The organism is Phenylobacterium sp. (assembly GCF_965284355.1).
GTDB lineage: Bacteria > Pseudomonadota > Alphaproteobacteria > Caulobacterales > Caulobacteraceae > Phenylobacterium.
Map to the genome: position 1 here is coordinate 2,348,370 of NZ_OZ260078.1, position 19,798 is coordinate 2,368,167.

At 68.3% G+C, this 19,798-nt stretch carries 20 protein-coding genes; 10 read left to right on the forward strand and 10 right to left on the reverse strand.

Annotated features, from left to right (window positions below):
• Positions 1-109 precede the first annotated feature (109 nt).
• Entirely contained in the window at positions 110-475 is a 366-nt protein-coding gene (locus tag ACQ66R_RS11385) for a hypothetical protein (RefSeq protein WP_430422032.1), read from the reverse strand.
• A gap of 206 nt (positions 476-681) precedes the next feature.
• Between ACQ66R_RS11385 and ACQ66R_RS11390 the strand changes: the two genes are divergently transcribed.
• Positions 682-1,224 carry an SAM-dependent methyltransferase gene (locus tag ACQ66R_RS11390; protein WP_430422034.1) on the forward strand — a complete coding sequence of 181 codons (543 nt, stop codon included), beginning with the start codon at positions 682-684 and terminating at the stop codon, positions 1,222-1,224.
• Between the two features lie 60 nt (positions 1,225-1,284).
• On the opposite strand, the gene ACQ66R_RS11395 is transcribed toward ACQ66R_RS11390, so the two are convergent.
• The 5 genes from ACQ66R_RS11395 to ACQ66R_RS11415 all read right to left on the reverse strand — a co-directional run bounded on the left by ACQ66R_RS11395 (position 1,285) and on the right by ACQ66R_RS11415 (position 5,380).
• Positions 1,285-2,100 (reverse strand): hypothetical protein, encoded by an 816-nt coding sequence (locus ACQ66R_RS11395; RefSeq protein ID WP_430422036.1) that lies wholly within the window; start codon positions 2,098-2,100, stop codon positions 1,285-1,287.
• A 140-nt stretch (positions 2,101-2,240) separates the two neighbouring features.
• Complete coding sequence (locus tag ACQ66R_RS11400; protein ID WP_430422038.1) at positions 2,241-2,639, reverse strand: hypothetical protein; 399 nt, start codon at positions 2,637-2,639, stop codon at positions 2,241-2,243.
• Positions 2,629-3,165: an ImmA/IrrE family metallo-endopeptidase gene (locus ACQ66R_RS11405; RefSeq protein WP_430422039.1), complete on the reverse strand. Its 537-nt coding sequence runs from the start codon at positions 3,163-3,165 to the stop codon at positions 2,629-2,631. The genes ACQ66R_RS11400 and ACQ66R_RS11405 overlap by 11 nt, the downstream gene beginning before the upstream one ends.
• A gap of 158 nt (positions 3,166-3,323) precedes the next feature.
• Positions 3,324-4,100: an alpha/beta fold hydrolase gene (locus ACQ66R_RS11410; protein WP_430422040.1), complete on the reverse strand. Its 777-nt coding sequence runs from the start codon at positions 4,098-4,100 to the stop codon at positions 3,324-3,326.
• A gap of 2 nt (positions 4,101-4,102) precedes the next feature.
• On the reverse strand, positions 4,103-5,380 hold the full coding sequence (locus ACQ66R_RS11415; protein WP_430422042.1) for an LLM class flavin-dependent oxidoreductase: 1,278 nt from the start codon (positions 5,378-5,380) through the stop codon (positions 4,103-4,105).
• A 181-nt stretch (positions 5,381-5,561) separates the two neighbouring features.
• Between ACQ66R_RS11415 and ACQ66R_RS11420 the strand changes: the two genes are divergently transcribed.
• Both ACQ66R_RS11420 and ACQ66R_RS11425 read left to right on the forward strand, forming a co-directional pair.
• Entirely contained in the window at positions 5,562-5,756 is a 195-nt protein-coding gene (locus ACQ66R_RS11420) for a DUF2061 domain-containing protein (protein ID WP_430422044.1), read from the forward strand.
• A 16-nt stretch (positions 5,757-5,772) separates the two neighbouring features.
• Positions 5,773-6,210 (forward strand): Dps family protein, encoded by a 438-nt coding sequence (locus tag ACQ66R_RS11425; protein WP_430422045.1) that lies wholly within the window; start codon positions 5,773-5,775, stop codon positions 6,208-6,210.
• Positions 6,211-6,213: 3 nt separating this feature from the next.
• On the opposite strand, the gene ACQ66R_RS11430 is transcribed toward ACQ66R_RS11425, so the two are convergent.
• Together ACQ66R_RS11430 and ACQ66R_RS11435 are read right to left on the reverse strand one after the other, a co-directional pair.
• A complete protein-coding gene (locus ACQ66R_RS11430; RefSeq protein ID WP_430422047.1) occupies positions 6,214-9,294 on the reverse strand; it encodes a DUF2339 domain-containing protein in 3,081 nt (1,026 codons plus the stop codon).
• Between the two features lie 51 nt (positions 9,295-9,345).
• Entirely contained in the window at positions 9,346-10,788 is a 1,443-nt protein-coding gene (locus ACQ66R_RS11435) for an erythromycin esterase family protein (protein ID WP_430422049.1), read from the reverse strand.
• Between the two features lie 90 nt (positions 10,789-10,878).
• On the opposite strand from ACQ66R_RS11435, the gene ACQ66R_RS11440 reads away from it, so the two are divergent.
• The 3 genes from ACQ66R_RS11440 to ACQ66R_RS11450 all read left to right on the forward strand — a co-directional run bounded on the left by ACQ66R_RS11440 (position 10,879) and on the right by ACQ66R_RS11450 (position 13,497).
• Positions 10,879-11,445: an NUDIX domain-containing protein gene (locus ACQ66R_RS11440; RefSeq protein ID WP_430422050.1), complete on the forward strand. Its 567-nt coding sequence runs from the start codon at positions 10,879-10,881 to the stop codon at positions 11,443-11,445.
• A gap of 118 nt (positions 11,446-11,563) precedes the next feature.
• Complete coding sequence (locus ACQ66R_RS11445; RefSeq protein ID WP_430422052.1) at positions 11,564-11,836, forward strand: usg protein; 273 nt, start codon at positions 11,564-11,566, stop codon at positions 11,834-11,836.
• A 44-nt stretch (positions 11,837-11,880) separates the two neighbouring features.
• Positions 11,881-13,497, forward strand: a complete 1,617-nt coding sequence (locus ACQ66R_RS11450) for a peptide ABC transporter substrate-binding protein (protein ID WP_430422054.1) — start codon at positions 11,881-11,883, stop codon at positions 13,495-13,497.
• Between the two features lie 33 nt (positions 13,498-13,530).
• Here the strand turns inward: ACQ66R_RS11450 and ACQ66R_RS11455 are convergent, their stop codons facing one another.
• On the reverse strand, positions 13,531-13,824 hold the full coding sequence (locus ACQ66R_RS11455) for a glycine zipper 2TM domain-containing protein (protein WP_430422056.1): 294 nt from the start codon (positions 13,822-13,824) through the stop codon (positions 13,531-13,533).
• Positions 13,825-13,949: 125 nt separating this feature from the next.
• Between ACQ66R_RS11455 and mhpT the strand changes: the two genes are divergently transcribed.
• Genes mhpT through ACQ66R_RS11475 form a run of 4 tightly spaced genes read left to right on the forward strand, consistent with a single transcriptional unit; the run spans position 13,950 to position 18,601 of the window.
• A complete protein-coding gene (gene mhpT, locus ACQ66R_RS11460) occupies positions 13,950-15,134 on the forward strand; it encodes a 3-(3-hydroxy-phenyl)propionate transporter MhpT (RefSeq protein ID WP_430422058.1) in 1,185 nt (394 codons plus the stop codon).
• 1 nt (position 15,135) lies between these two features.
• Positions 15,136-15,357 carry a hypothetical protein gene (locus tag ACQ66R_RS11465; protein ID WP_430422060.1) on the forward strand — a complete coding sequence of 74 codons (222 nt, stop codon included), beginning with the start codon at positions 15,136-15,138 and terminating at the stop codon, positions 15,355-15,357.
• A gap of 41 nt (positions 15,358-15,398) precedes the next feature.
• Positions 15,399-17,522 carry a TonB-dependent receptor gene (locus ACQ66R_RS11470; protein WP_430422062.1) on the forward strand — a complete coding sequence of 708 codons (2,124 nt, stop codon included), beginning with the start codon at positions 15,399-15,401 and terminating at the stop codon, positions 17,520-17,522.
• A complete protein-coding gene (locus ACQ66R_RS11475) occupies positions 17,522-18,601 on the forward strand; it encodes a PepSY-associated TM helix domain-containing protein (protein WP_430422063.1) in 1,080 nt (359 codons plus the stop codon). The genes ACQ66R_RS11470 and ACQ66R_RS11475 overlap by 1 nt, the downstream gene beginning before the upstream one ends.
• An 87-nt stretch (positions 18,602-18,688) precedes the next feature.
• Here the strand turns inward: ACQ66R_RS11475 and ACQ66R_RS11480 are convergent, their stop codons facing one another.
• Positions 18,689-19,675: an NAD(P)H-dependent flavin oxidoreductase gene (locus ACQ66R_RS11480; RefSeq protein ID WP_430422065.1), complete on the reverse strand. Its 987-nt coding sequence runs from the start codon at positions 19,673-19,675 to the stop codon at positions 18,689-18,691.
• Positions 19,676-19,798: the final 123 nt, after the last annotated feature.

The following is a 19,798-nucleotide window of genomic DNA, read 5'->3' on the forward strand; positions in this document are numbered from 1 at the left end:
AGGTGCGCCCTTCCCGCCGCCGACATCGAGGTCCGAGAACCGCGCCTCGGACCAAATCTTTCGAGGGCCCTCCTCCTGGAGTAGGAGGGGGCGCCTCTGCGCGGTCGGGCTAGTACCGCGGATAGTCGTTGTAGCCGTAACGCCGCTCGTCATCGCGGCGCGACAGGCGCACATCGTTGCTCAGGATGTCCATGCGGCGGTCCAGGTCGGCCCGCTCCCAGCCCGACAGGCCGTTGACCCGATAGCGCGCCTCCAGGCGGGCGACGCGGTTGAACTCGGTCTTCAGGCGATACGCCTCCCGGCGGGTCAGCTGGCCCGAGCGGACGCCCTGGTCGATCCGGAACGCCAGCTGCTCCTGGCGCCGGTCGATGTCGGTCCAGCGGTTGTCGTGGCGGCCATAGCCATAGGGCTGGGCGGCGGCCGCGCCGGCGGTCAGGGCGGTGGCGGCGGCCAGGGTCACGATCATGGTCTTCATATCGGTCTCTCCTCTCATGGGTCCATCGATGGAGGGGGCCGGCGCATCGCGCCCTGTCCGCTCCAGACGTCCCTCGATGGGGAGGCAAAACTCCGTTGGCCGGATTTGGTTCAGCGTCACCGCGCCTCCGCTCACGAAGGCGTGAACGCACCGCCCGCATACCGCCCCTCACAGTCGGGCTGTCGAAAACGCGCGGGAGCACACGCATGAGAGCCGCCTTGGCGCTGGTCGCGACCCTGCTCCTGGCCGCCTGCCAGACGATCCCGGCCGGCCGCGACATCGACGTGATCTATGTGCCGACGCCTTATGAGGCGGTCGATGCGATGCTGGCCCTGGGCGAGGTGAAGGCCGGCGACGTGCTTTACGACCTTGGCTCAGGCGATGGGCGCATCCCCATCGAGGCCGCCAGGCGCTTCGGCGCCCGCGGCGTCGGCATCGAGCTCAGCGAGGCCCGCGTGGCCGAGGCCCGCGCCAACTCCAGGGCCGCCGGCGTCGACCACCTGGTCCGCTTTCGCCGCCAGGACCTGTTCGCCGCCGACATCGGCGAGGCCACCGTCGTGATGCTCTACCTGCTGCCCGAACTGAACCAGCGCCTAAAGCCCAAACTCCGCGCCCTGCCCCCCGGCACGCGCATCGTCAGCTACACCTGGGACATGGGCGCCTGGGTCCCCGAGAAGATCGTCACCGTCGCCCCTGGCGTTCAGATCTACCTCTGGCGCGTGCCGGAAAAGGGCGTGGCGATCCCGTGAGGGTGGGCGGCCGACGCGCTCAGCCGGGCGAACCGGTCGCGCGTCCGGGCGTGGCGTCGGCTAGAGTTTCTTGACTAGGCCGACAATTGCTCCTGCTGGGGGGCGTTCCAGTGTGGATAGGGGCATGATGTCCGTAAGGGGATCAGCGACTGTTCCAAGGCTGAGAGTCTCAAACGCGTCTACGACGCTCGCGAAATCCTTGACGAGGTTCTCAAGTTTCGGGATCAGTTCCCGCCCTTCGAAGGGCCCTTGTTGGGGGAAGACGAGGCTGAAATCGACGGGTGAAACCCCCAGCTTTAGACCCTTCCGGTAAGCGGGATTTGTTATGCCCTTGGTAGGCTCTGATCCTGGCGAAAGGTCACCCGGAGTTACGCCGCCCATCGGATGCCGAAGGTGCCCAGCAACGGGCAGTAGGGCTCTGTGCTTGTCGACAATATCCAGCTCATGAATGCCCCGGAGGACATCGTTGCCACCCGGGAACGGCTTCATGCTCCGCACGAGGTCCTGCGCCTCAGGAGGAGCAAGCGCCATCCGTTTCGCGATTATTAGGTCAAGGTCTTCAAGTCGTTTTGCGAAAGGAAAATAGACATTCTCCAAAGGAGCCGAAGGGTTCGCGACCCGGACAACGTCGCATGCCATAAGGTCCAGTGAAGCTCTCAGGTTGTGAACGATATCCCCAATGATGGGCGCCCACGTCGGCGGGACGCCCTCTTTCACGCGCACCGCCCAGGCCCAAAGCTCTTTATTTTCCGGGTGGGGTTCGACCAAGAGATAGATCGGCCGCCTCAGCATGAAGGCGGCGACCTCACCGCGCAAAATCGCGACGTGCTGCGCGGCGCGTCCAATCTTCAGGCGCGAGGCTAGGAACGGTTGCATGGCTCAGAAGTCCCCGAGCGGATCGATGAAGAGGAAACCACGCGCCGCTTGAACGAGACTCTTGGGCACCTGGTGGACACGCCCGCGCAAGCCTCACTCCCGCTGGGCAAGCGCACGACGCCGAGGGACACAAACGAACGCTAGTTGAGGTCTTTGAAAAGGCTACGGACGGCGATGTACGCGAGCCCAGCGACCTGGAGGAGGTACTGGATCATCAAGGTTGGCAGGAGCCACGCATAGTCCTTGAAGTCCCAGAAACCGATGCCCACTCGGTAGATTAGCCAGCTCTGAAAGCCGACCATGAAGCCCATCAAGGCCATAAGGAACCACGACCAAAGCTTCTTGTGGCGGAAGTGATCTCTAAGGCCGATTAGGTGCGCGAGCGCACGCTCGGCTTCCACCGCTTGAACTGTGAAATGCTCTTCGTATCGCGTCTCTAGTGCGAGCGACTCAGCGGGAGGCGCCACCAAATCTGCGAAAACCGCCTCTGCCGTGGGCGGCAAACTTTCGGCCTCACCCTGCGCGTCGTCAGCGGACATTCTTCAGGCGAAACTCCATCGCCTCCGGCGAAACCGCGAACAGTCGGGCCATCTCACGAACCCCGACAAGGTCCCGAACCTTTTTGACCATCGACGTCGGCATGAGGATCGCCGCCGCAAATGCGTTGGCTTCCTTCTCGAGCGGGTCTGCGTTGAGCATTCCCCCCGTCGGGGTCCTGAGCAAAACCTTGTAGCGGGCGGGGTCCTGCTCGAACAACTCCCGATGAAGCATCCAGTGCCCGAACTCATGAGCAATGGTGAAGGTCTGACGGTTTAGTTGGTCCTCAGCATTCACGTAGATGCAGGCTTCGTCAAAATTAGTGAGCCCGGCGACAGTGCGTCCCATGGTCGCGAAGCGGACGAACTTCACGTCAACTCCCTCGCGCTCCACGATGTCTTTGATCGGGATCGGAGGCTGCGTCACACCCCACCGCGACAGGACAGCCTCAGCCTTGACGTTGATAGCTCTATAGTCGGGCATGGGCCGCCGAAAGGACAGGCGATCCCCAAACGATGCGTCTGCCATGTGATTCTCCCAGACGCCAATATGGGGGATATATCCCCAATTATCCAGAACAAAGACAGATCATCCACTTGACGAGTCAGACGATCGGCGCCTTAGCGCGGGGGCGCTTCCCCAGGATTGTGGGCTGTCTGCGCATGCGTGCGCGCCTTCGTTGCCCTCTACCCCAGCCGCCCGATCGCCTCGGCCACGGCGCGCGGGTGTTCCATCGTCACCATGTGGCCGGCCTCGGGGATCGAGACCAGTTCGGCGCCGAGGATGCCCTTCTTGAACCCGTGGGCGTAGACCGGCGGGATCAGCTTGTCGCCGTCGCCCCAGACGATCACGGTCCGGGCGCGGATGCGGTGCATGCGTTGATGGAGCCCCCGCTCAGGGATGGGAAACAATATGCGCCCCGCCATGCCCAGCTGGCGGGCGTTGTTGACCAGGTAGGTCTGCAGGAAGTTGGGGTCGGTTACGTTGCGGCCCGCGGTCAGCATCGCCGCGCCCGCCACGGCGTCGTGGAACAGCAGCGCCGGCATCTCGTAGGGCAGGGTCGCGAACAGGTCGGCGATCGGGTGTTCGTCGTCCCACAGGCCGGCGGGCGCGATCAGGCATAGCCGAGAGACGTCGTTGGGCTGAACCGCCGCCATCTCGGCCGCGATCATGCCGCCCATCGAGTGGCCGACGAGGATCGGGTCCTTCAGCCCCAGCGCCTGCACCACGTCCCAGGTGTGGAGGGTGAAATCCAGCATGTCGCGGATCTCGGGCGCCTCCTCGCTGTCGCCGTAGCCGGGGATCAGCGGGGCGTAGACCCGATGGCTCTTCGCCAGCTCGGCCAGCAGCGGGTCGTCGGCGGTGACGCCGCCGGCGCCGTGCAGGAAGACGAGGTCCGGCCCGGCGCCGCCGACGAGATAGCGGACCGGCGCATAGGTGGTCTGGACGGTGCGCAGCTCCATGGTCACGCCTCCACCGCGTAGGTCTTCAACAGCTCCTCGCGGGTGGGCGCCTGCTTGGGCAGGGCCCCCGAGGTGACCCGGTCCTTCAGCGGCTGGGTCCAGAAGCGGTTGTCGTGATCCCAGTCGGGGAACATGTTCCGCAACTTGGGCATCACCTTCTCGGCGAACAGCTTGGTGGAATACATGCACTTGTCCGCCGGCATGTTCCCCACGTGCATCAGGCAGAAGATGTTGCCGACGTTCAGGCCTTTGATCAGGTCCTCCATCCGCTGGCGCACGGTCTCGGGCGAGCCTGCGATGATATGGCCCTGCTCGGTCAGCTCCTTCCAGGTCAGCTGGGTGTAGCCGCCGGTGGGCGGGGCGTACTGGCTGAGCGCGCCGGTCTGTATGGTCTTGATCGTGCGGTAGCCGGGCGCGTCGGCGAAGCCCGGATAGACGTGCAGGCAGCGATTGTAGAAGTAGCTGACGTGCTCGGAATAGAGCCGCTCGGCCTCCTCGTCGGTGTCGGCCACCAGGATCGTCTGGGCGAAGCCGGCGCGGTAGGGGCTCTTGTCGACGCCCCGCTCCTCCACCCGCTTCCAGTAGCCGTTCATCAGCGCCTGGGCCCGCAGGTAGCCCGAGAAGCTCAGGTACGAGTAACTGTAGGTGTTGTCGATGCAGAAGTCGTAGGTCTCGACCGAGCCGCCGCCCGGGATGTGCACCGGCGGGTGCGGCTGCTGGATGGGCCGCGGCCAGATGTTCACGTGGCGCAGCTTGTTGTAGCGGCCGTTGAAGGCGAAGGGCTCACGCGTCGTCCAAGCCTTGATGATCAGGTCGTGGGCTTCCTGGTATTTCTCGCGCGTCAGGCTGGGGATCTGGCCGTAGCAGTAGTTGGTGTCCATCGAGGTCCCCACCGGGAACCCCGCGACCAGCCGCCCACCCGAGATGCAGTCCAGCATCGCGAACTCCTCGGCCACCCGCACCGGCGGGTTGTACAGCGCGATGGAGTTGCCCAGCACCACGACCGCCGCGTCCTTGGTCCGGCGCGCCAGGCCCGCGGCGATGATGTTGGGGCTGGGCATGATGCCGTAGCCGTTCTGGTGATGCTCGTTCACCCCGACGCCGTCGAAGCCGAGGGTGTCGGCGTACTCCAGCAGGTCCATGTAGGTGTTGTAGACTGCGTGGCTCTTGGCCGGGTCGAACAGCTTCTGATCGATATCCACCCACACCGAGCGGTTCGTCTCCCGGAAGTCGTCCGGGAGATAGGGCCACGGCATGAGGTTGAACCAGGTGAACTTCATTGGGCCGTTCCTCCGTCTGCGCCTCTTCTGCCGAGAGGTCGCTGAACGACGATAACTTGCGGGGGCGGGGCGCCAAGCGCGAAGTGAATAGGCTTTCTCTATGCAAAATCGCCAAAAGATCGATTGGACCTTTTGAAGATCAGTCCCTACCTGTGGTCAGTACAACATGGAGGGCCACCCGATGCGCCTCGCCGCCAAGACCGCCAGCTGGTCGCTGGTTCACATGATCGTCGCCATCGCCGTGGCCTATGCGCTGACCCGCAACTGGCAGGCGGCCTTGGCCGTGGGCCTGATCGAGCCCATCTTCCAGACCATCGCCTTCGCCGTCCACGAACGCGCCTGGGCCCTCAAGCCCGCCCGCGTCCGCACCCGCTGACCCAGGAGAGACAGACATGGCCGACAAATCGCAGAAAGAGATCGCCGCCGGGCTCTCCAAGCTGCTGGCCGACACCTACGCGGTCTATCTGAAGACCCACGGCTACCACTGGAACGTCCGCGGCCCGAACTTCGGCTCGCTGCACGCCCTGTTCATGACCCACTACACCGAGATGTGGGCCGCCATCGATCTGATCGCCGAGCGCATCCGCGCCCTGGGCGAGCTGGCGCCCATGGGCTACGGCGCCTTCGGCCAGCTGTCGCAGATCAAGGACGGCGACCCCAGCCAGAGCGCCGAGGCCATGCTCAAGGAGCTGGTCGCCGACCACGCCGCCCTGGTCGCCACCGCCAAGGCCGCCCGCGACGGCGTCGACGACGTCACCGCCTCCCTGATCGACGCCCGCGTCGAGGCCCACGAAAAGCACGCCTGGATGCTGCGCGTCTCGATCGGCTAGGGTCTACTGTTCTTCGGCCTCGCGTTTGCCGCCGAGGCCGAAGGGCAGCGCCTGGGTCCCCCCCAGCCTGCGCACGATGACCGCCGCGCCCAGCAGGAGCGTCCCGACCGCCAGGAACGAGGCGGCCCGGATCACGCCGTCCAGCCGGGACATGTCGAACAGGAAGATCTTCGCGAGCGTCAGCATCAGCACGCCCATGCCCGCGGTCCGCAGGTCGTTCGACCTGCGCGCGGCGCCGTAGACCAGGAGGCCGAAGCCGAACAGGCCCCACACGGCTGAGAAGGCCCACGTCTCGACGCTCTGGTCGCGAAGCACGGGGCGCATGTCGTAGCCATGAAAGCCGAACCGCACGACGAGGTTGGTCAACGCAAAGACGATCCCCACCCCCACAAGCCGGGCGGCGCGGGCCAGCGGCGCAGGTCCGCCCGTCGCCACCGCCTGTGACAGCAGGTAGGCCGCGACGGCGCCCAGAGCGTAGACGCCGAACAGCAGGCCGGTGGCGTAGGCCCCCGCCAGCGGCCGGTCGATCGGCCCCCACCAGGGGCTCGCGCCCCAGCCGAACACCAGCACCGCCAGCCCCAACGCGGCCCAGCTCACGCCTTGCCCCGCACGCACGAAGTCGCCCGACAGCGATGACACGCTCCAGGGTCGCCGGGCGGCGCGCTCGCCCACCCAGATCAGCGCCCGGGCCACCGCCACGGCCAGGACGGCGTAGGCCGCCGCCTCGGCGCGGCCGATGCCGTCGAAGCCGCCCGCCAGGCTCGCGCCCTGGAACAGTCGGCGCGTTTCCATGAACGCCCAGACCACGGCGAACACCCCGGCGCCAATGGTGTAGGCCGCCAGCAGCCAACGTTTGACGCTGACCTTCTTCCAGGTGGCGAAGCCCAGGATCACGGCCGGAGCCAGGAAGCCCAGCGCCAGACTGTCCAGCAGGGGCGGTCCGGCGACGCGCGGCGTCCCGTCGGCGAAAACCGGGTTCAGGGTCAGCGCCTGGAGCAGCAGGCCATGCGCCAGGCCCAGACCCAGCAGCACCTGGCCGCGCCAGCGGGCGATGACGCTCGAGTCCGCGCGCACCGACTGGGCCGAGGTCAGGCCGGCCACGAGGATGAGGAGGGTCCGCAGGCTCGCCTCGACGAAGTGGTCCAGTCCGCCCCCGCCCACCGCGCCTGACGTGGCCGCATGACGCAGCAGCAGGATCACGCCGGCCAGCCCGATGACCAGCGCGGTGGTCGACAGGGCCTCGGCGCTCTCACGCGGTCGGTCGGGGCGTAACGACAGTCGCGACCCCACATGGGTGAGGCCGGCAGCCGCGGCCGCCACGGCAGCCAGAGCCCACCAGCGCAGCCTGCCGTCTTCCAGCGCCTCGAACACCTCCGGCGAGATTAGCGCGCCGAGAGACGCCACCGCGGAGCCGACCATCACCGCCGCGAAGCCGCGCCAGCCCAGGCGCGCATGCATCACGGCCGCGACCAGCGACAGGCCGGCGGCCGTGACCGGCAGCCCCCGAGGATCGATCCCCTGCTGCAGCGCCACCAGTGCCCCGCCCCCGGCAGCCCAAAGCCAGATCGCCAGCGACAGGTCGCGCTGCGGCTCCGCCGAGGTCCGGGCAATCACGGCAGCGCCCGCCAGCAGGATCAGCGCCGCGCCGGCGTCGGGCAGCCAGGGCACTGGCTGGGTGAGCGGTCCCTGCAGGCTGAGCGCGATCGCCACTGCCACCAGGCCCGCGGCCGCCCCGCCGAGCCGCGACACGCGCGTCCGCTGACCGGTCGCGGCCATGACGCCCGCCGCCGCCATCGCGGCAATGAGGACGCCGCCCCAGATCTCCGCCTGGGCCACGTCGGCTGGCGCAAGATCGCGGAAGCTCAGTCCCAGGAAGGCCAGCGCCGGCGCATAGCCGATCGCCTGAATCGGCGCAGGGATCAGGCCGCGGCGGTCGCCCAGCGCGGTCAACAGCGCGACCAGGATCGACCCCACGCTCACAGGCGCCAGCCACGCCCCGGTCATGCTCGAGAACCACGCGGTCACCACCAGCAGGCCCGCCGCGATCAGCGAAAATGCCGGCAGGGTGACGAAGGTGTTGCCCGGCCCGGGATCGCCGACCGCCGCCTCACCCTTGCGGCGGCGCCACTCGACGGCGGCGTAGGCCAGCACCATCGGCGCCACGGCCAGCGCCACCACCCGGGCGTTGTCCTCCGCCGCGAAGCCCGCGACGCCCCACAGGAAGGCGCCCGCCAGCGCGGTGACGCCTGTACGTCCCCACGCGCGTACCGCCGCGACGCCGAAGCCGGTGGCGATCATCAGCGCCAGGTAGCCGGTTAGCGCAGGTGCGCTCCATTCCTGGGGTCCGGTGACGACGGGGGCCAAAAAGCCTCCGAACACGGCCAGGACCGCGAGGGGCTCGCCGTGTCGGAACGCCAGTGTGAGAAGGCCGAACGAAATGACCGCCATCAGCCCTGCGGCAGGGGCGAGGCCGATGAAGGCGTAGAGCCAGTAAGACGCCCACGCCGCGCCGTAGAGCGTGGCCGCGCCGGCGCCGGCGGCGAGGGCCGCGGCCAGCGGATTGCCCACCTTGCTCTTCAACCATTCGCTGGCGCCCAGCAGGACGAAGCCCGTCATCATCGCGGCCGCGATCCGAAGTGGCGGTGTGAAGACGCCGCGCTGGGCCGCGTAGGTCACCAGGAACAGGCCGCCCAGCGCCAGCGCGGCGCCGCCCGCCCAGGCCAGGCCGTTCTCCTCGAGCCAGGCGCGGACCACCTCCCGCAGCGGTGGGCCAGACGGACGGGGCGGCGGCGGACGGAGCCGAATGGTCGGGGCGGCGTCCGTCACGCTCTCCGGCTGACCGCGCTGTGACACGGCGAGCACGTCGCGAAGCGGGTCCGCGGCCGACGCGTCCTGGACCGGCTCGGCCGTCGTGGACGTCCTGGGCTTCACCGGCTTGGCCGCCGGCTGCACGCTGTCGTCCAGCCTTGCCTTCAGCTCGGCCAGTCGTCGCTCGAGGTTGTGGACGTGAGCACGCAGGTCGGCGAGCTGGAACGACAGGATGAAGACCCAGGCCCCTAAGGCCAGCGCCACGAACCAGATCATCAAACAGGCTCCGTGCGCCGCCCCCGCGGCCCGAGGCCCGAACCTAGTCTGCTACAACCCGAACGGCCAAGTGTCGTCCACGCGCGCAGGGGTGGCGGACGACGGCAGCGGGCTCACCGCCCGGGTCTGGTCGAACCAGACCCAGGCGTCGAACTGCTCGGGTAGGCGGCAGGCGGCGTAGTGGCTCTGGCGCTCGGTCTCGGGGTGGTAGATGGCGCCCACGAACCGCTCCAGCCGTGGCTGGGACAGGGCGCGGCGCAATGCGCTGTTCACCTGAGGACGCAGGTCCAGCAGGAAGCGGCCGATCCCGGCGTCTTGCGCATCGCGTTCCTGGCTCTCAGGCAGGGATGGCCGCAGCGGCGTCACCTTGAGAGACCCGTCGCAGGGGCTGGCGCAAGCGACCTCTCCGGCGTGAGCGCCCATGCCGATCAGCCGCACCTCGTCGCCCCAGGTCTCGCGGCACAGCTGGCCCAGGCTGAGCGCGTCGCGAACGCTGCCCATCTCGGTCGCCCGCGCATCGCCGACTTGGGCATTGTGCGCCCAGACCACGACCTTGGCGTCACGGCCCTTGCTTTCCCGCAGGGCCTGCAGGGTGTCGATCATATGCCGGGCGCGCAGGTTCCAGGCCTCTGCGCCGCCGTAGTACATGGCCCGGTAGTAGGCCGGGGCCTCACGGACCAGCCGCGCGGTGTTGGCGGCGCTGAGCAGCGCCTCATCGCCCCCGGCGGTCTCCTGGAGCTGGCGGGCCAGCGCGTCGGCCAGCCGCGACGTCACCGCGGCTTCGCTGGCCGCATAGCGCCCCGACACCGCCATCCGGCCACGCGCATCGGAATCCTGCGCCCACGGCGCCAGGCAGCCGAAGCGTTCGCGTGCAACCTCGGCGGTCTCCGGATCGGCCTTGGCCAGTTGGTCCACCGCCATCCGCATCGAACCGGCCAGGTTGTAGCGGTCCAGCCCGTAGATCGCCGTCTGAGCGCCCTTCGGTCGGTCGCTGTTGTGGTTGGCGAGCCAGGTCAGGAAGTCGTCGAACTCTGCGTTCCGGCACATCCGGTTCTGATTGGCAGGGGAGGCCGCAGGCGGTCGTTTCGCCGCCCGGACCCTGGCGTCCAGCGCACGTGCGTCCGGCCAGTCGGCCTCCAGCGCCAGGATGTTGAAGCCGCGCTTCTCGATCAGCCAGCGGGTGATGGCCGCCCGCGCGCGATAGAACTCCGACGTTCCGTGGGTGGCCTCGCCCAAAAGCACGACCCGGCCGTCGCCGAAACGGTCGAACAGGCGGCCGAACGCGGGATCATCCAGATCGGGCAGCGCTTCCGCCGCCAACGCGATATGCGCGGCGGGGCCATGACGCGCGCCCGGCGCCTGCGCTAGGGGCGGCGCGGGGCGGGAAGGTTCAGCAAACGCGCGCGACGGCTCTGCCGGCGGCACCGGCCGCGCATCGTCGGACTCACGCTCGGGATCGAGGGTCGGTCGGCCCGAAAGCCGGATGTCAGTCATGAGTTCGGCTGTTCCCGGATGGCGCCCCCCATGAGAACCAGCCAAGGTTGGTCGCAGTTCCGGGCAAATGCGCGGCGGGGGTGTGCAGAAATGGTGGTGGAGCTGCGCAGGGTCGAAACGGCCTACCAGGGGTTCGTGACCCTGATGGTCGCGACCTGCGCCGGGCCCGACGGCGGGACGTTCCGGCGCGAGATCGAACATCATGGACGGGGCGCCTGCGTCCTGCCCTACGACCCCGCGCGCAAGGTGGCGCTGATGATCAACCTGCCGCGCGCGCCGGTGATCTGGGCCGGCGGGCCGCCCGAGCTGCTCGAGGCGCCGGCGGGCATGGTCGAGAACGAGGATCCCGAGGACACCGCCATCCGTGAAGCCCTGGAAGAGACGGGGGTCACGTTGCGCCGGCTCGAGCCGGTAGGATCTCCGTTCTCCATGCCCGGCGTTTCGAGCGAGCGGATCGACCTCTTCCTCGCCGAGTACGGCCGGACGGATCGCACAGGTGCCGGCGGCGGTGTCGCTGGCGAGAACGAGCATATCACCGTCGAGGAAGTCCCCCTGTCGCTGCTCTGGACCTGGGTCGAGCAGCGCAGGATCGAAGACCTGAAGTCGCTGGCTCTGATCCTGGCGCTGAAGGTTCGGCGGCCGGAGCTATTCACCTAGCAGCAGCCTGCCAGGCTGAGTGCTAACATACTGTATTCACTCGTCTTTCATAAAGAATCGGGCGTACTGTCATCAAGCGTGGCCGCACGCGCCGCGCATGGCTGTTGCGCGAGGTCCCATGAAGGTGTCGCCTGAGTTCAAGAAGCAGCTGGAGGGCTATGGCCTGACCACGGCCGAGATCCTCTACCGGATGCCCGATCACCCCAGCCTGCTGCAGAGCTATGTCTGGCAGGACTATGACCTGTTCCCCGAGTTCCCCACGCTGCGGAAATTCCTCGACTTCTGGACCCGCCAACTGGACGGTCCCCTGTTCAAGGTCACCGTCGGCCACTGCAAGCTGATCAAGCCGGCCGAGCTCAAGGCCGTCGGGGCCGAGTTTCGGCTGCACTGAGGCGCGGCTCGACACGAACCGAATCCACGTGGACTGATGTCGGGGTGCTGAAGCCGCTCGCCGTCGCCCTCCTCGTCGTCACAGCCCCCATCGTCCTGGGACTCGCCGCTTGCCAGGGCGCGCCCCAGCGCGCCGCCTGCCCGGCCGGCAAGGTGTGCCTCGAGTACGGCAACAATTCCGAGCCCCAGACCCTGGACCCCGGCAAGGCCAATCTGGTCGATGAAGCCTCGATCATCGGCGACCTGATCGAGGGCCTGACCACCGACGCGCCTGACGCCACACCCCTGCCCGGGGTCGCGGCGCGCTGGGAGACGAGCGCGGACGGCCTCGTCTGGACTTTTCACTTGCGCGAGGCGCGCTGGTCGGACGGTCGAGCGGTCACCGCCGACGACTTCGTCTACGGCCTGCGACGCACGCTCGATCCCAAGACCGCGTCGATCTACGCCTATCTCCTGTATGTGATCAAAGGCGGGCAGGCGCTCAACGAAGGGAAGGCCGCGGCCGAGACCCTGGGCGCCACAGCCCTGGATGCGCGCACCCTGCGGCTGACGCTGGAACACCCGGCGCCCTACCTGCCCGAGCTTCTGAAGCATCAGAGCTTCTTTCCCGTCCCCAAGCACGTGGTCGAACGGTACGGCGACGGCTGGGTGAAGCCGGGCCGCTTCGTCTCGAACGGCGCCTTTCGCCTGACCTCCTGGCAGCTGGGCGACCGGATCACCGTCGAGAAGAACCCGTACTACTGGGACGCCAGGAACGTCTGCATCGACCGGGTCAACTACTACCCGACACCCGACGTGGTCACCGCCGAGCGGCGGATCGCGCGCGGCGAACTCGACCTCAACACCCGCTTCCAATCCAACCGCTACGAGCGGCTGCAAGAGACCATGCCGGGCGTGCCGCGCACCGGCGTCTCACTCGCCACCGCCTACATGTCGTTCAACACGCGCGACGTGGCGGCCTTCCGCGACATCCGGGTGCGCCGCGCTCTCTCGATGACCGTCGATCGTGACTTCATCGCGAAGAAGCTGCTGCGCGCGGGTCAGCAACCGGCCTACGCCTTCGTGCCCCCGATCACCGCAGGCTATGTGAAGAACGGCCCGCGCGTCGCCTGGGCCGACATGCCGTTCGCCCAGCGACAGGTCGAGGCCAAGCGGCTGCTCGCCGCCGCAGGCTTCACCGCGAAGAGACCGCTGAGGCTCACGATCACCACGCCCAACAACACCGACACCCTGCTGCTGATGGAGGCGATCCAGGCCGACTGGCGGGCGATCGGCGTCGAGGTGAAGCTGGCGCAATATGAGAGCGGCGTCGCCTTCAGCGCTTACCGCAACCGGGACTATGAGGTCGGCTCGATGAGCTGGTACGGCGACTTCAACGACCCGGTGACGTTCCTCGGCCTCTTCAAGTCGGACACCGGCGCCCAGAACTACGGGGACTACAAGAGCCCGGCCTATGACGCCCTGCTGGCGGCCGCCGACCAGGAGCCGGACCGCGCCCGACGCGCCGACATCCTGGCCCAGGCCGAGAAGCTCATCCTGGACGACGAGGCCACCATCCCGATCTACTTCGTGGTGAACCGCAATCTGGTGAGCAAGCGCGTCACCGGCTGGGCCGACAACGCGCCGAACTTCCATCGGACGCGCTGGATGTGCCTGAATTAACGGCCTTTTCCATGCAGCAAGAAGGGGTAGGACCTACCGGTATTCGTAGTGGCAGCGCTTCTTCTTGGCCTTGTTCTTGGCGATCTCGTGGCCCGCCACGGCGCCCACGCCGGCGCCGATGATCGTACCTTCGGTCTTGGCGCCGCCGCCGGCCACCACGTTGCCTAGCACGCCGCCGGCGACCGCGCCGATGACGGTTCCGTTCGTAGCCTTCTTCTTCACGTCCTTGCAGACCAGCACCCGCTTGGCCTCGGCCGGAACCGGAGCGGCGACGAGACCGCCGGCGGCCAGGGCGAACACCAGGGCGGCGACCATTCGATTGCGCATGCGAACTCTCCTCTGACGACCAAACATCGACCCGCCCGACGCTCTTAACCCGCAAGGCCGTGCTTGGGTTTCGCAGAGGTCGCCGATACGACTTGTCGCGGACGCGGATTCGCTCGGGGGCGGTGGTGCAGCAGAAGTCGGTCGCGAGCGGCCTGGTCGTTTTCATCTGCTTCCTGATCGCGGCGGTCGAGGGCTACGACATCCAAGCCTTCGGGGTGGCCGCGCCGAAGCTCGCGCCAGAGCTGGGCCTCAATCCCTCGCAGGTCGGCTGGGCGGCCAGCGTTGCGATGATCGGCCTGGTCATCGGCGCCTTCGCCGGAGGCTGGCTGGCCGACCGTACCGGCCGCCGGCCGGTGCTGATCGGATCGGTCGTGCTGTTCGGCGGCTTCTCGCTGGTGACGGCGGCGACCCACTCATTTGACGCCCTGCTCTGGGCGCGGTTCGCCACAGGGCTCGGCTTCGGCGGCGCCATGCCCAATCTCATCGCGGTGGCCGTCGAGATCGCCAAGCCCGAGCGCCGCGCGGCGACGGTGGCGGCGATGTTCTGCGGCATGCCCGTGGGCGGGGCGACGGCGGCCCTGATCGCACGCCTCGCGGGCGAGGGGCTGGACTGGCGGGCGATCTTCATCGCGGGCGGCGTCGTGCCCCTGGTGCTGGCGCCGATGATCTACCTGCTGCTGCCCGAGACCCGGCCCGCCGCCGATCCCAACGCAGACCGGAACCTGATGCGCGCGCTGTTTGCGCAGGGCCGCGCCGCGCCCACGCTGCTGATCTGGGCGGCGTTCATGCTGACCCTGGTGGTCCTGTACTTGGCGCTCAACTGGCTGCCCACCCTGGTGATCGACAAGGGCCTGCCGAAGTCGGAGGGTTTTGCCGCCTCGATGGCGTTCAATGTCGCCGGCGTCGTGGGCTCGCTGCTGGTGGGCGCCTTGACCGACCGCCTGGGCTGGCGCTGGCCGCTGGTGCTCGCCTACCTGGCGCTGGGCGCCGCCATGGCAGGTCTGGCCGCCGCGGGCGCCTCGCTGCCCATCATGGCGCTGTCGGCCGCCGCTGGCTTCCTGGTGATGGGCGCACAGTTCTCGCTCTACGCCGTCGCGCCGATGCTCTACCCGGCCCAGCTGCGCGGCGCAGGCGCGGGCGCCGCCGTGGCGGTCGGCCGACTGGGATCCATCGTCGGACCGCTGATCGCGGGCGAGCTGCGCAACGGCGGCTTCAGTCCCGGCCAGGTGTTCCTGACCATGACCCCGGTGGCGCTGGCGGCCGCGGCGATCGTGTTCGCGCTGGCCCGCACGGCCCGGCCCGCCGAGTAGGATGGCGACCGTCGGCCGCCTGAGATGGTGGATCGTCGGCCTCGTCTGCGTCGGCACGATCATCAACAACATCGACCGCAACGCGCTGGGCGTTCTGGCGCCGCACCTCACCGACGAGCTCGACCGCCGCGCGCGACCGCCTCAGCCCCGTAACGGGATAGCCCGTCACAGGATCAATCGCCGCCGGACGCAGGTTTGTGAGATTGCGAATGACTCGCACTAACCTTTGCCCTATAGGCCACCTCTCAATCTTTCGAGGGGACCATGCGGACTGCGCTTCTGACGTCGACGATTCTGGCCACCGCCCTGCTGGCGCACGCCGCAGCGGCCCAAACCGCCGATGACGGCCGCGAAGTCGAGGGGGTGACCGTGACCGCGGCGCGTACGGTGCTGCCGGCCAACGCCCTGCCCCTCACCGTCGAGGTGATCGGCGCTGAAGACCTGAAGCAGCAGGTGTCCATCGGCGGTTCGGTGGTCGACGCGGTCGCGGCGCTGACGCCGTCGTTCTCGCCCACCCGCCAGAAGCTCTCGGGCGCCGGCGAGACCCTGCGCGGCCGCTCGCCGCTATACGCCATCAACGGCATCCCGCAATCGACCCCGCTCCGCGACGGCTCGCGCGACGGCTTCACGATCGACCCGTTCTTCGTCGACCGCGTCGAGCTGATCTTCGGCTCCAACGCCCTGCAGGGCATCGGCGGCACGGGCGGCATCGTCAACCAGGTGACCGTGGGCGCGCCGAGCGAGGCGGGCGTTTCGGGCCGCGTCCTGCTACAGAACCTCTCCGACAACGGCTTCCACGGCGACGGCTCCGGCTACAAGGCCGCCGGGCTGCTGAGCTGGAAAGAGGGCGCGTTCGACGCCACCGCCGGCGCGGCCTACGAGAAGCGCGGCGCCTACTACGACGGCAAGGGCCGGCGCGTCGGCTTCGACGCGGCTCAGGGCGAGACTCAGGATTCCGACAGCTGGTCGCTGTTCGGCCGCTTCGGCTATGCGCTGAGCGACACGGCCCGCGCGGACCTGATCCTGAGCCGCTTCCAGCTGGCCGGGGACGGCGACTACGTGAACGTCGCCGGCAACCGAACCACCGGCGTCCCGTCGACCGCCCGCCGCGGAGTCCAGCCCGGCACGCCGGCGCGTGGCCGCACCGAGAGCGTCTCGGTCTCGTACACCGACACCGACCTGGCCGGGGGCAACCTGGTGACCCAGGCCTTCTGGAACCGCACGAAGGACCTGTTCGGCGGCGATTCCGGCGCCACCTTCCAGGACATCCGCATCGCCCCGCTGGGGACACTGCTGGATCAGTCCGAGAACCGCTCGCGCAAGCTGGGCGCCAAGTTCAGCTATGAGCGCGCCGTTCCCGGCCTGGACGGCCTGACCGCCACCGTCGGCCTCGACGTTTTGAAGGACCGCACCGAGCAGGCGCTGGTCCGCACCGACCGCGTCTGGGTGCCGCCGACCCGGTACACCAGCGTCGCGCCCTTCTTGCAGGGCAACCTGGCCCTCTTCGACGAAAAGCTGCGCCTCGCCGGCGGCCTGCGCCACGAGAAGGTGCAGATCAAGGTCGACGACTTCACCACCCTGGCGTTCTACGGCTCCCGCGCCGTGGCGGGCGGCTCGCCCGAATTCTCCGACACCCTGGTCAACGCCGGCGTGATCTTCGAACCCACGCCCGGCATCCGCGGCTACGTCAGCTATGCGGAGGGCTACACCGTGCCCGACGTCGGCCGCATCACGCGCGCCATCAACATCAACGGCGTCGATATCGACGACTATCTCGACATCAGCCCGATCATCTCGAACAACCGCGAAGTCGGGGTCGAGCTGAAGCGCGGGCCGTTCGACGCCAACGCCACCTACTTCTGGTCGACCAGCACCAAGGGCCAGCTGCTGGTGCTGGTGGGCACGGTGTTCGAGGTCCAGCGCCAGCGGGTCGAGATCGAGGGCTTCGAGTTCAACGTCACCGCCCGCACGCCCATCGAAGGCCTGACGGTGCAAGCAGGCTACGCCGACCTGAAGGGCCGCGCCGACTCCAACGCCGACGGCCGCGTCGACATCGACCTGGACGGCGCCAACATTTCGCCCGACCGCGTGGTGCTGGCCGCCAACTATCGCGAGGGCCCTTGGTCGGGCCGCCTGCAGCTGGGCAAGTACCTCAGCCGCGACTTCCAGGGCGCCGATCCGCGCAACAGCTTCGAGGGCTACACCCTGGTGGACGCCACCGTGCGATACGAGTTCGAGCGCTGGGGCGGGCTGACGCTGGCCGTCGCCAACCTCTTCGACGAGTACTACATCGACTACAACACCGACACGCAGCAGCCGACCAACAACGCCCGGTTCTTCTCGGGCCGCGGCCGCACCTTCACGCTGGCGTGGGACTACCGCTTCTGATGATGCGGCTCCTCGATCTCCTGCACCGCTGGCTGGGGGGCGTGATAGGGCTGCTGCTGGCGGTCCTCGGCGTCTCGGGCGCCCTGCTCGTGCACAAGGACGTCTGGACCGGCGTTCCCGGCGCGGGCGACCCACAGGTGACCGACACCGCGGCCCTCGCGGCGGCCGCGCAGCGGCTGATGGCCGATCCCGAGGCCCAGCCTCGCAGCATCGTCTTCGCCACCGATGGCTTCGGCCTGAATCGCCTGAGTTTCGAGGGCGAAGCGGGGGCCTACGCCGACCAGGCCGGCCAGATCGTCACCCGCTGGGAGAGCCAGTGGGAGCGGCCCGAGGTCTGGCTCTTCGACCTGCACCACCATCTGTTCTACGGCGACACCGGCGAGATGGTGGCGGGCGTCGCGGGACTGGTCGGACTGGGCTTCGTGATCACCGGCCTGATCCTCTGGTGGCCGTTGCGCCATTCCTACGGGTTCCGCCTGGTCCCGAAGGATTTCTCGCGCTTCGCGATCCTCCGACACCACCGCGATTGGGGCGTCCTGCTCGCGCCCGTGCTGGCGCTGTCGATGGTCACCGGCGCCATCATGATTTTCCGGCCCGTGACGAACCTGGTGCTGGGGCCGGGCGCCGAGGCCGAGATCACCCGGAGCCTGAAGCCGCCCCCGCCGCTCAAGGGCGTGAAGCTGGCGCCGGATCTTGACTGGGGCGGCATGATCCGCGCCGCGCGCCAACTCTATCCGACCGCCGAGGTGCGGATCCTGTCGCTGCCGCGCGAAGGCTCCGGCCTGGTCAGCCTGCGCCTGCGTCAGCAGCAGGAGTGGTTGCCCAACGGCCGCACCACCCTGTGGTTCGCCGCCGACACGGGCCGGCTGGTCCAGGCCCGCGACGCCCTGAAGCTGCCGCCCCGCGCCCAGGCGTTCAACGCGATCTACCCCCTGCACGCCGCGAAGGTCGGCGGCCTGCCCTATCGCCTGGTGATGACGGTTTCGGGCCTGACCCTGGGCCTCTTCGGCACGCTCACCGTCTGGACCTTCTGGTTCCGCCGCAAGCCCCGCCAGATGCGCGAACCCCGCGTCGCCTGACGCAAGAGGGCCGCCGGATGCTCCGGGCGGCCCTCTCCGCCAGCCTGATGCCGACGCCTCCCCCATCGGGAGAGGGCTGCCGTGAACCTAGGCCGTCACCGCCACGCGACGGGCGTTCTTCTGAAGGACGTCCTCGGCCTGGCGCATGATGTTGGCCACCATGTCCTTGCAGGTCGGGATGTCGTGGATCAGGCCCTGGCTCTGGCCGACGGTCCAGATGCCGCCGTCGGTGTCACCCTGGCCCAGCACGTTCGTGCGGCCACGGACGCCGGCCACCAGGTGGCGCACGTCCTCGATCGTCTTGGTCGGGTCCTGCTGGATCTTGACCACTTCCTCGGAGACCGCGTTGCGGGCCACGCGGCTGGTGTTGCGCAGGGTGCGGTTGGTCAGCAGCGTGTCGCGCTCGGTGTTCTCGACGATCTTGCGCTTCACGTTCTCATGGATGGCGCACTCCTGGGTGGCCATGAAGCGGGTGCCCATGTTGACCCCGTCGGCGCCCAGCATCAGCGCGGCGGCCAGGCTGCGACCGTCGGCCATGCCGCCCGAGGCGATCACCGGCACGTCGCCGATCGCGTCCACCGTCGCCGGCAGCAGCACGATCAGGCCGATGTCATCCTCGCCGGGGTGGCCGGCGCACTCGAAGCCGTCGATCGAGATCACGTCCACGCCGTGCTTCACCGCCGAGACCGAGTGGCGGACGCTGGTGCACTTGTGGATCACCTTCACGCCGTTGGCCTTGAAGTCGGGCAGGTGGTCGACGGGCGCGCGGCCGGCGGTCTCCACGATCTTGATCCCGCTTTCGATGATCGCCCGGCGATACTCGTCATAGGGGATCGGGTTCAGCGACGGCAGTAGGGTGAGGTTCACACCGAATGGCTTGTCGGTCAGGTCCTTGCAGCGCTGGATTTCCTTGTGCAGCTCCTCGGCCGACTGGCTGTGGTGGGCGGTGATGAAGCCCAGCGCGCCGGCGTTGGCCACCGCGGCCACCAGCGGCGCATAGCCCACGCCCGTCATGCCGCCCATAATCAGCGGAGTCTCCACACCGAACATCTCGGTGATGCGCGTCTTGATCATTGTCGTTTCCTTGCCCTCGGGACGGCCCTTGCGGCCATTCTGTCACGCCCAAACGCCGCCTGTCTTGCGGTGTGTCGGAGACAGTCCAGCAGGGGTGACGCGACGCGAAGCAAGCGGGGCGAA

Excerpts from the sequence above, each read along its gene's own strand:
- ACQ66R_RS11415 (WP_430422042.1), bottom strand. The coding sequence starts at position 5,380 with ATGAAGTTCACCTGGTTCAACCTCATGCCGTGGCCCTATCTCCCGGAC.
- ACQ66R_RS11440 (WP_430422050.1), top strand. The coding sequence starts at position 10,879 with ATGGTGGTGGAGCTGCGCAGGGTCGAAACGGCCTACCAGGGGTTCGTG.
- ACQ66R_RS11390 (WP_430422034.1), top strand. The coding sequence starts at position 682 with ATGAGAGCCGCCTTGGCGCTGGTCGCGACCCTGCTCCTGGCCGCCTGC.
- ACQ66R_RS11465 (WP_430422060.1), top strand. The coding sequence starts at position 15,136 with ATGGCGACCGTCGGCCGCCTGAGATGGTGGATCGTCGGCCTCGTCTGC.
- ACQ66R_RS11435 (WP_430422049.1), bottom strand. The coding sequence starts at position 10,788 with ATGACTGACATCCGGCTTTCGGGCCGACCGACCCTCGATCCCGAGCGT.
- ACQ66R_RS11480 (WP_430422065.1), bottom strand. The coding sequence starts at position 19,675 with ATGATCAAGACGCGCATCACCGAGATGTTCGGTGTGGAGACTCCGCTG.
- ACQ66R_RS11385 (WP_430422032.1), bottom strand. The coding sequence starts at position 475 with ATGAAGACCATGATCGTGACCCTGGCCGCCGCCACCGCCCTGACCGCC.
- ACQ66R_RS11395 (WP_430422036.1), bottom strand. The coding sequence starts at position 2,100 with ATGCAACCGTTCCTAGCCTCGCGCCTGAAGATTGGACGCGCCGCGCAG.
- ACQ66R_RS11420 (WP_430422044.1), top strand. The coding sequence starts at position 5,562 with ATGCGCCTCGCCGCCAAGACCGCCAGCTGGTCGCTGGTTCACATGATC.
- ACQ66R_RS11470 (WP_430422062.1), top strand. The coding sequence starts at position 15,399 with ATGCGGACTGCGCTTCTGACGTCGACGATTCTGGCCACCGCCCTGCTG.
- ACQ66R_RS11455 (WP_430422056.1), bottom strand. The coding sequence starts at position 13,824 with ATGCGCAATCGAATGGTCGCCGCCCTGGTGTTCGCCCTGGCCGCCGGC.
- ACQ66R_RS11405 (WP_430422039.1), bottom strand. The coding sequence starts at position 3,165 with ATGGCAGACGCATCGTTTGGGGATCGCCTGTCCTTTCGGCGGCCCATG.
- ACQ66R_RS11475 (WP_430422063.1), top strand. The coding sequence starts at position 17,522 with ATGATGCGGCTCCTCGATCTCCTGCACCGCTGGCTGGGGGGCGTGATA.
- ACQ66R_RS11430 (WP_430422047.1), bottom strand. The coding sequence starts at position 9,294 with ATGATCTGGTTCGTGGCGCTGGCCTTAGGGGCCTGGGTCTTCATCCTG.
- ACQ66R_RS11425 (WP_430422045.1), top strand. The coding sequence starts at position 5,773 with ATGGCCGACAAATCGCAGAAAGAGATCGCCGCCGGGCTCTCCAAGCTG.
- ACQ66R_RS11400 (WP_430422038.1), bottom strand. The coding sequence starts at position 2,639 with ATGTCCGCTGACGACGCGCAGGGTGAGGCCGAAAGTTTGCCGCCCACG.
- ACQ66R_RS11445 (WP_430422052.1), top strand. The coding sequence starts at position 11,564 with ATGAAGGTGTCGCCTGAGTTCAAGAAGCAGCTGGAGGGCTATGGCCTG.
- ACQ66R_RS11410 (WP_430422040.1), bottom strand. The coding sequence starts at position 4,100 with ATGGAGCTGCGCACCGTCCAGACCACCTATGCGCCGGTCCGCTATCTC.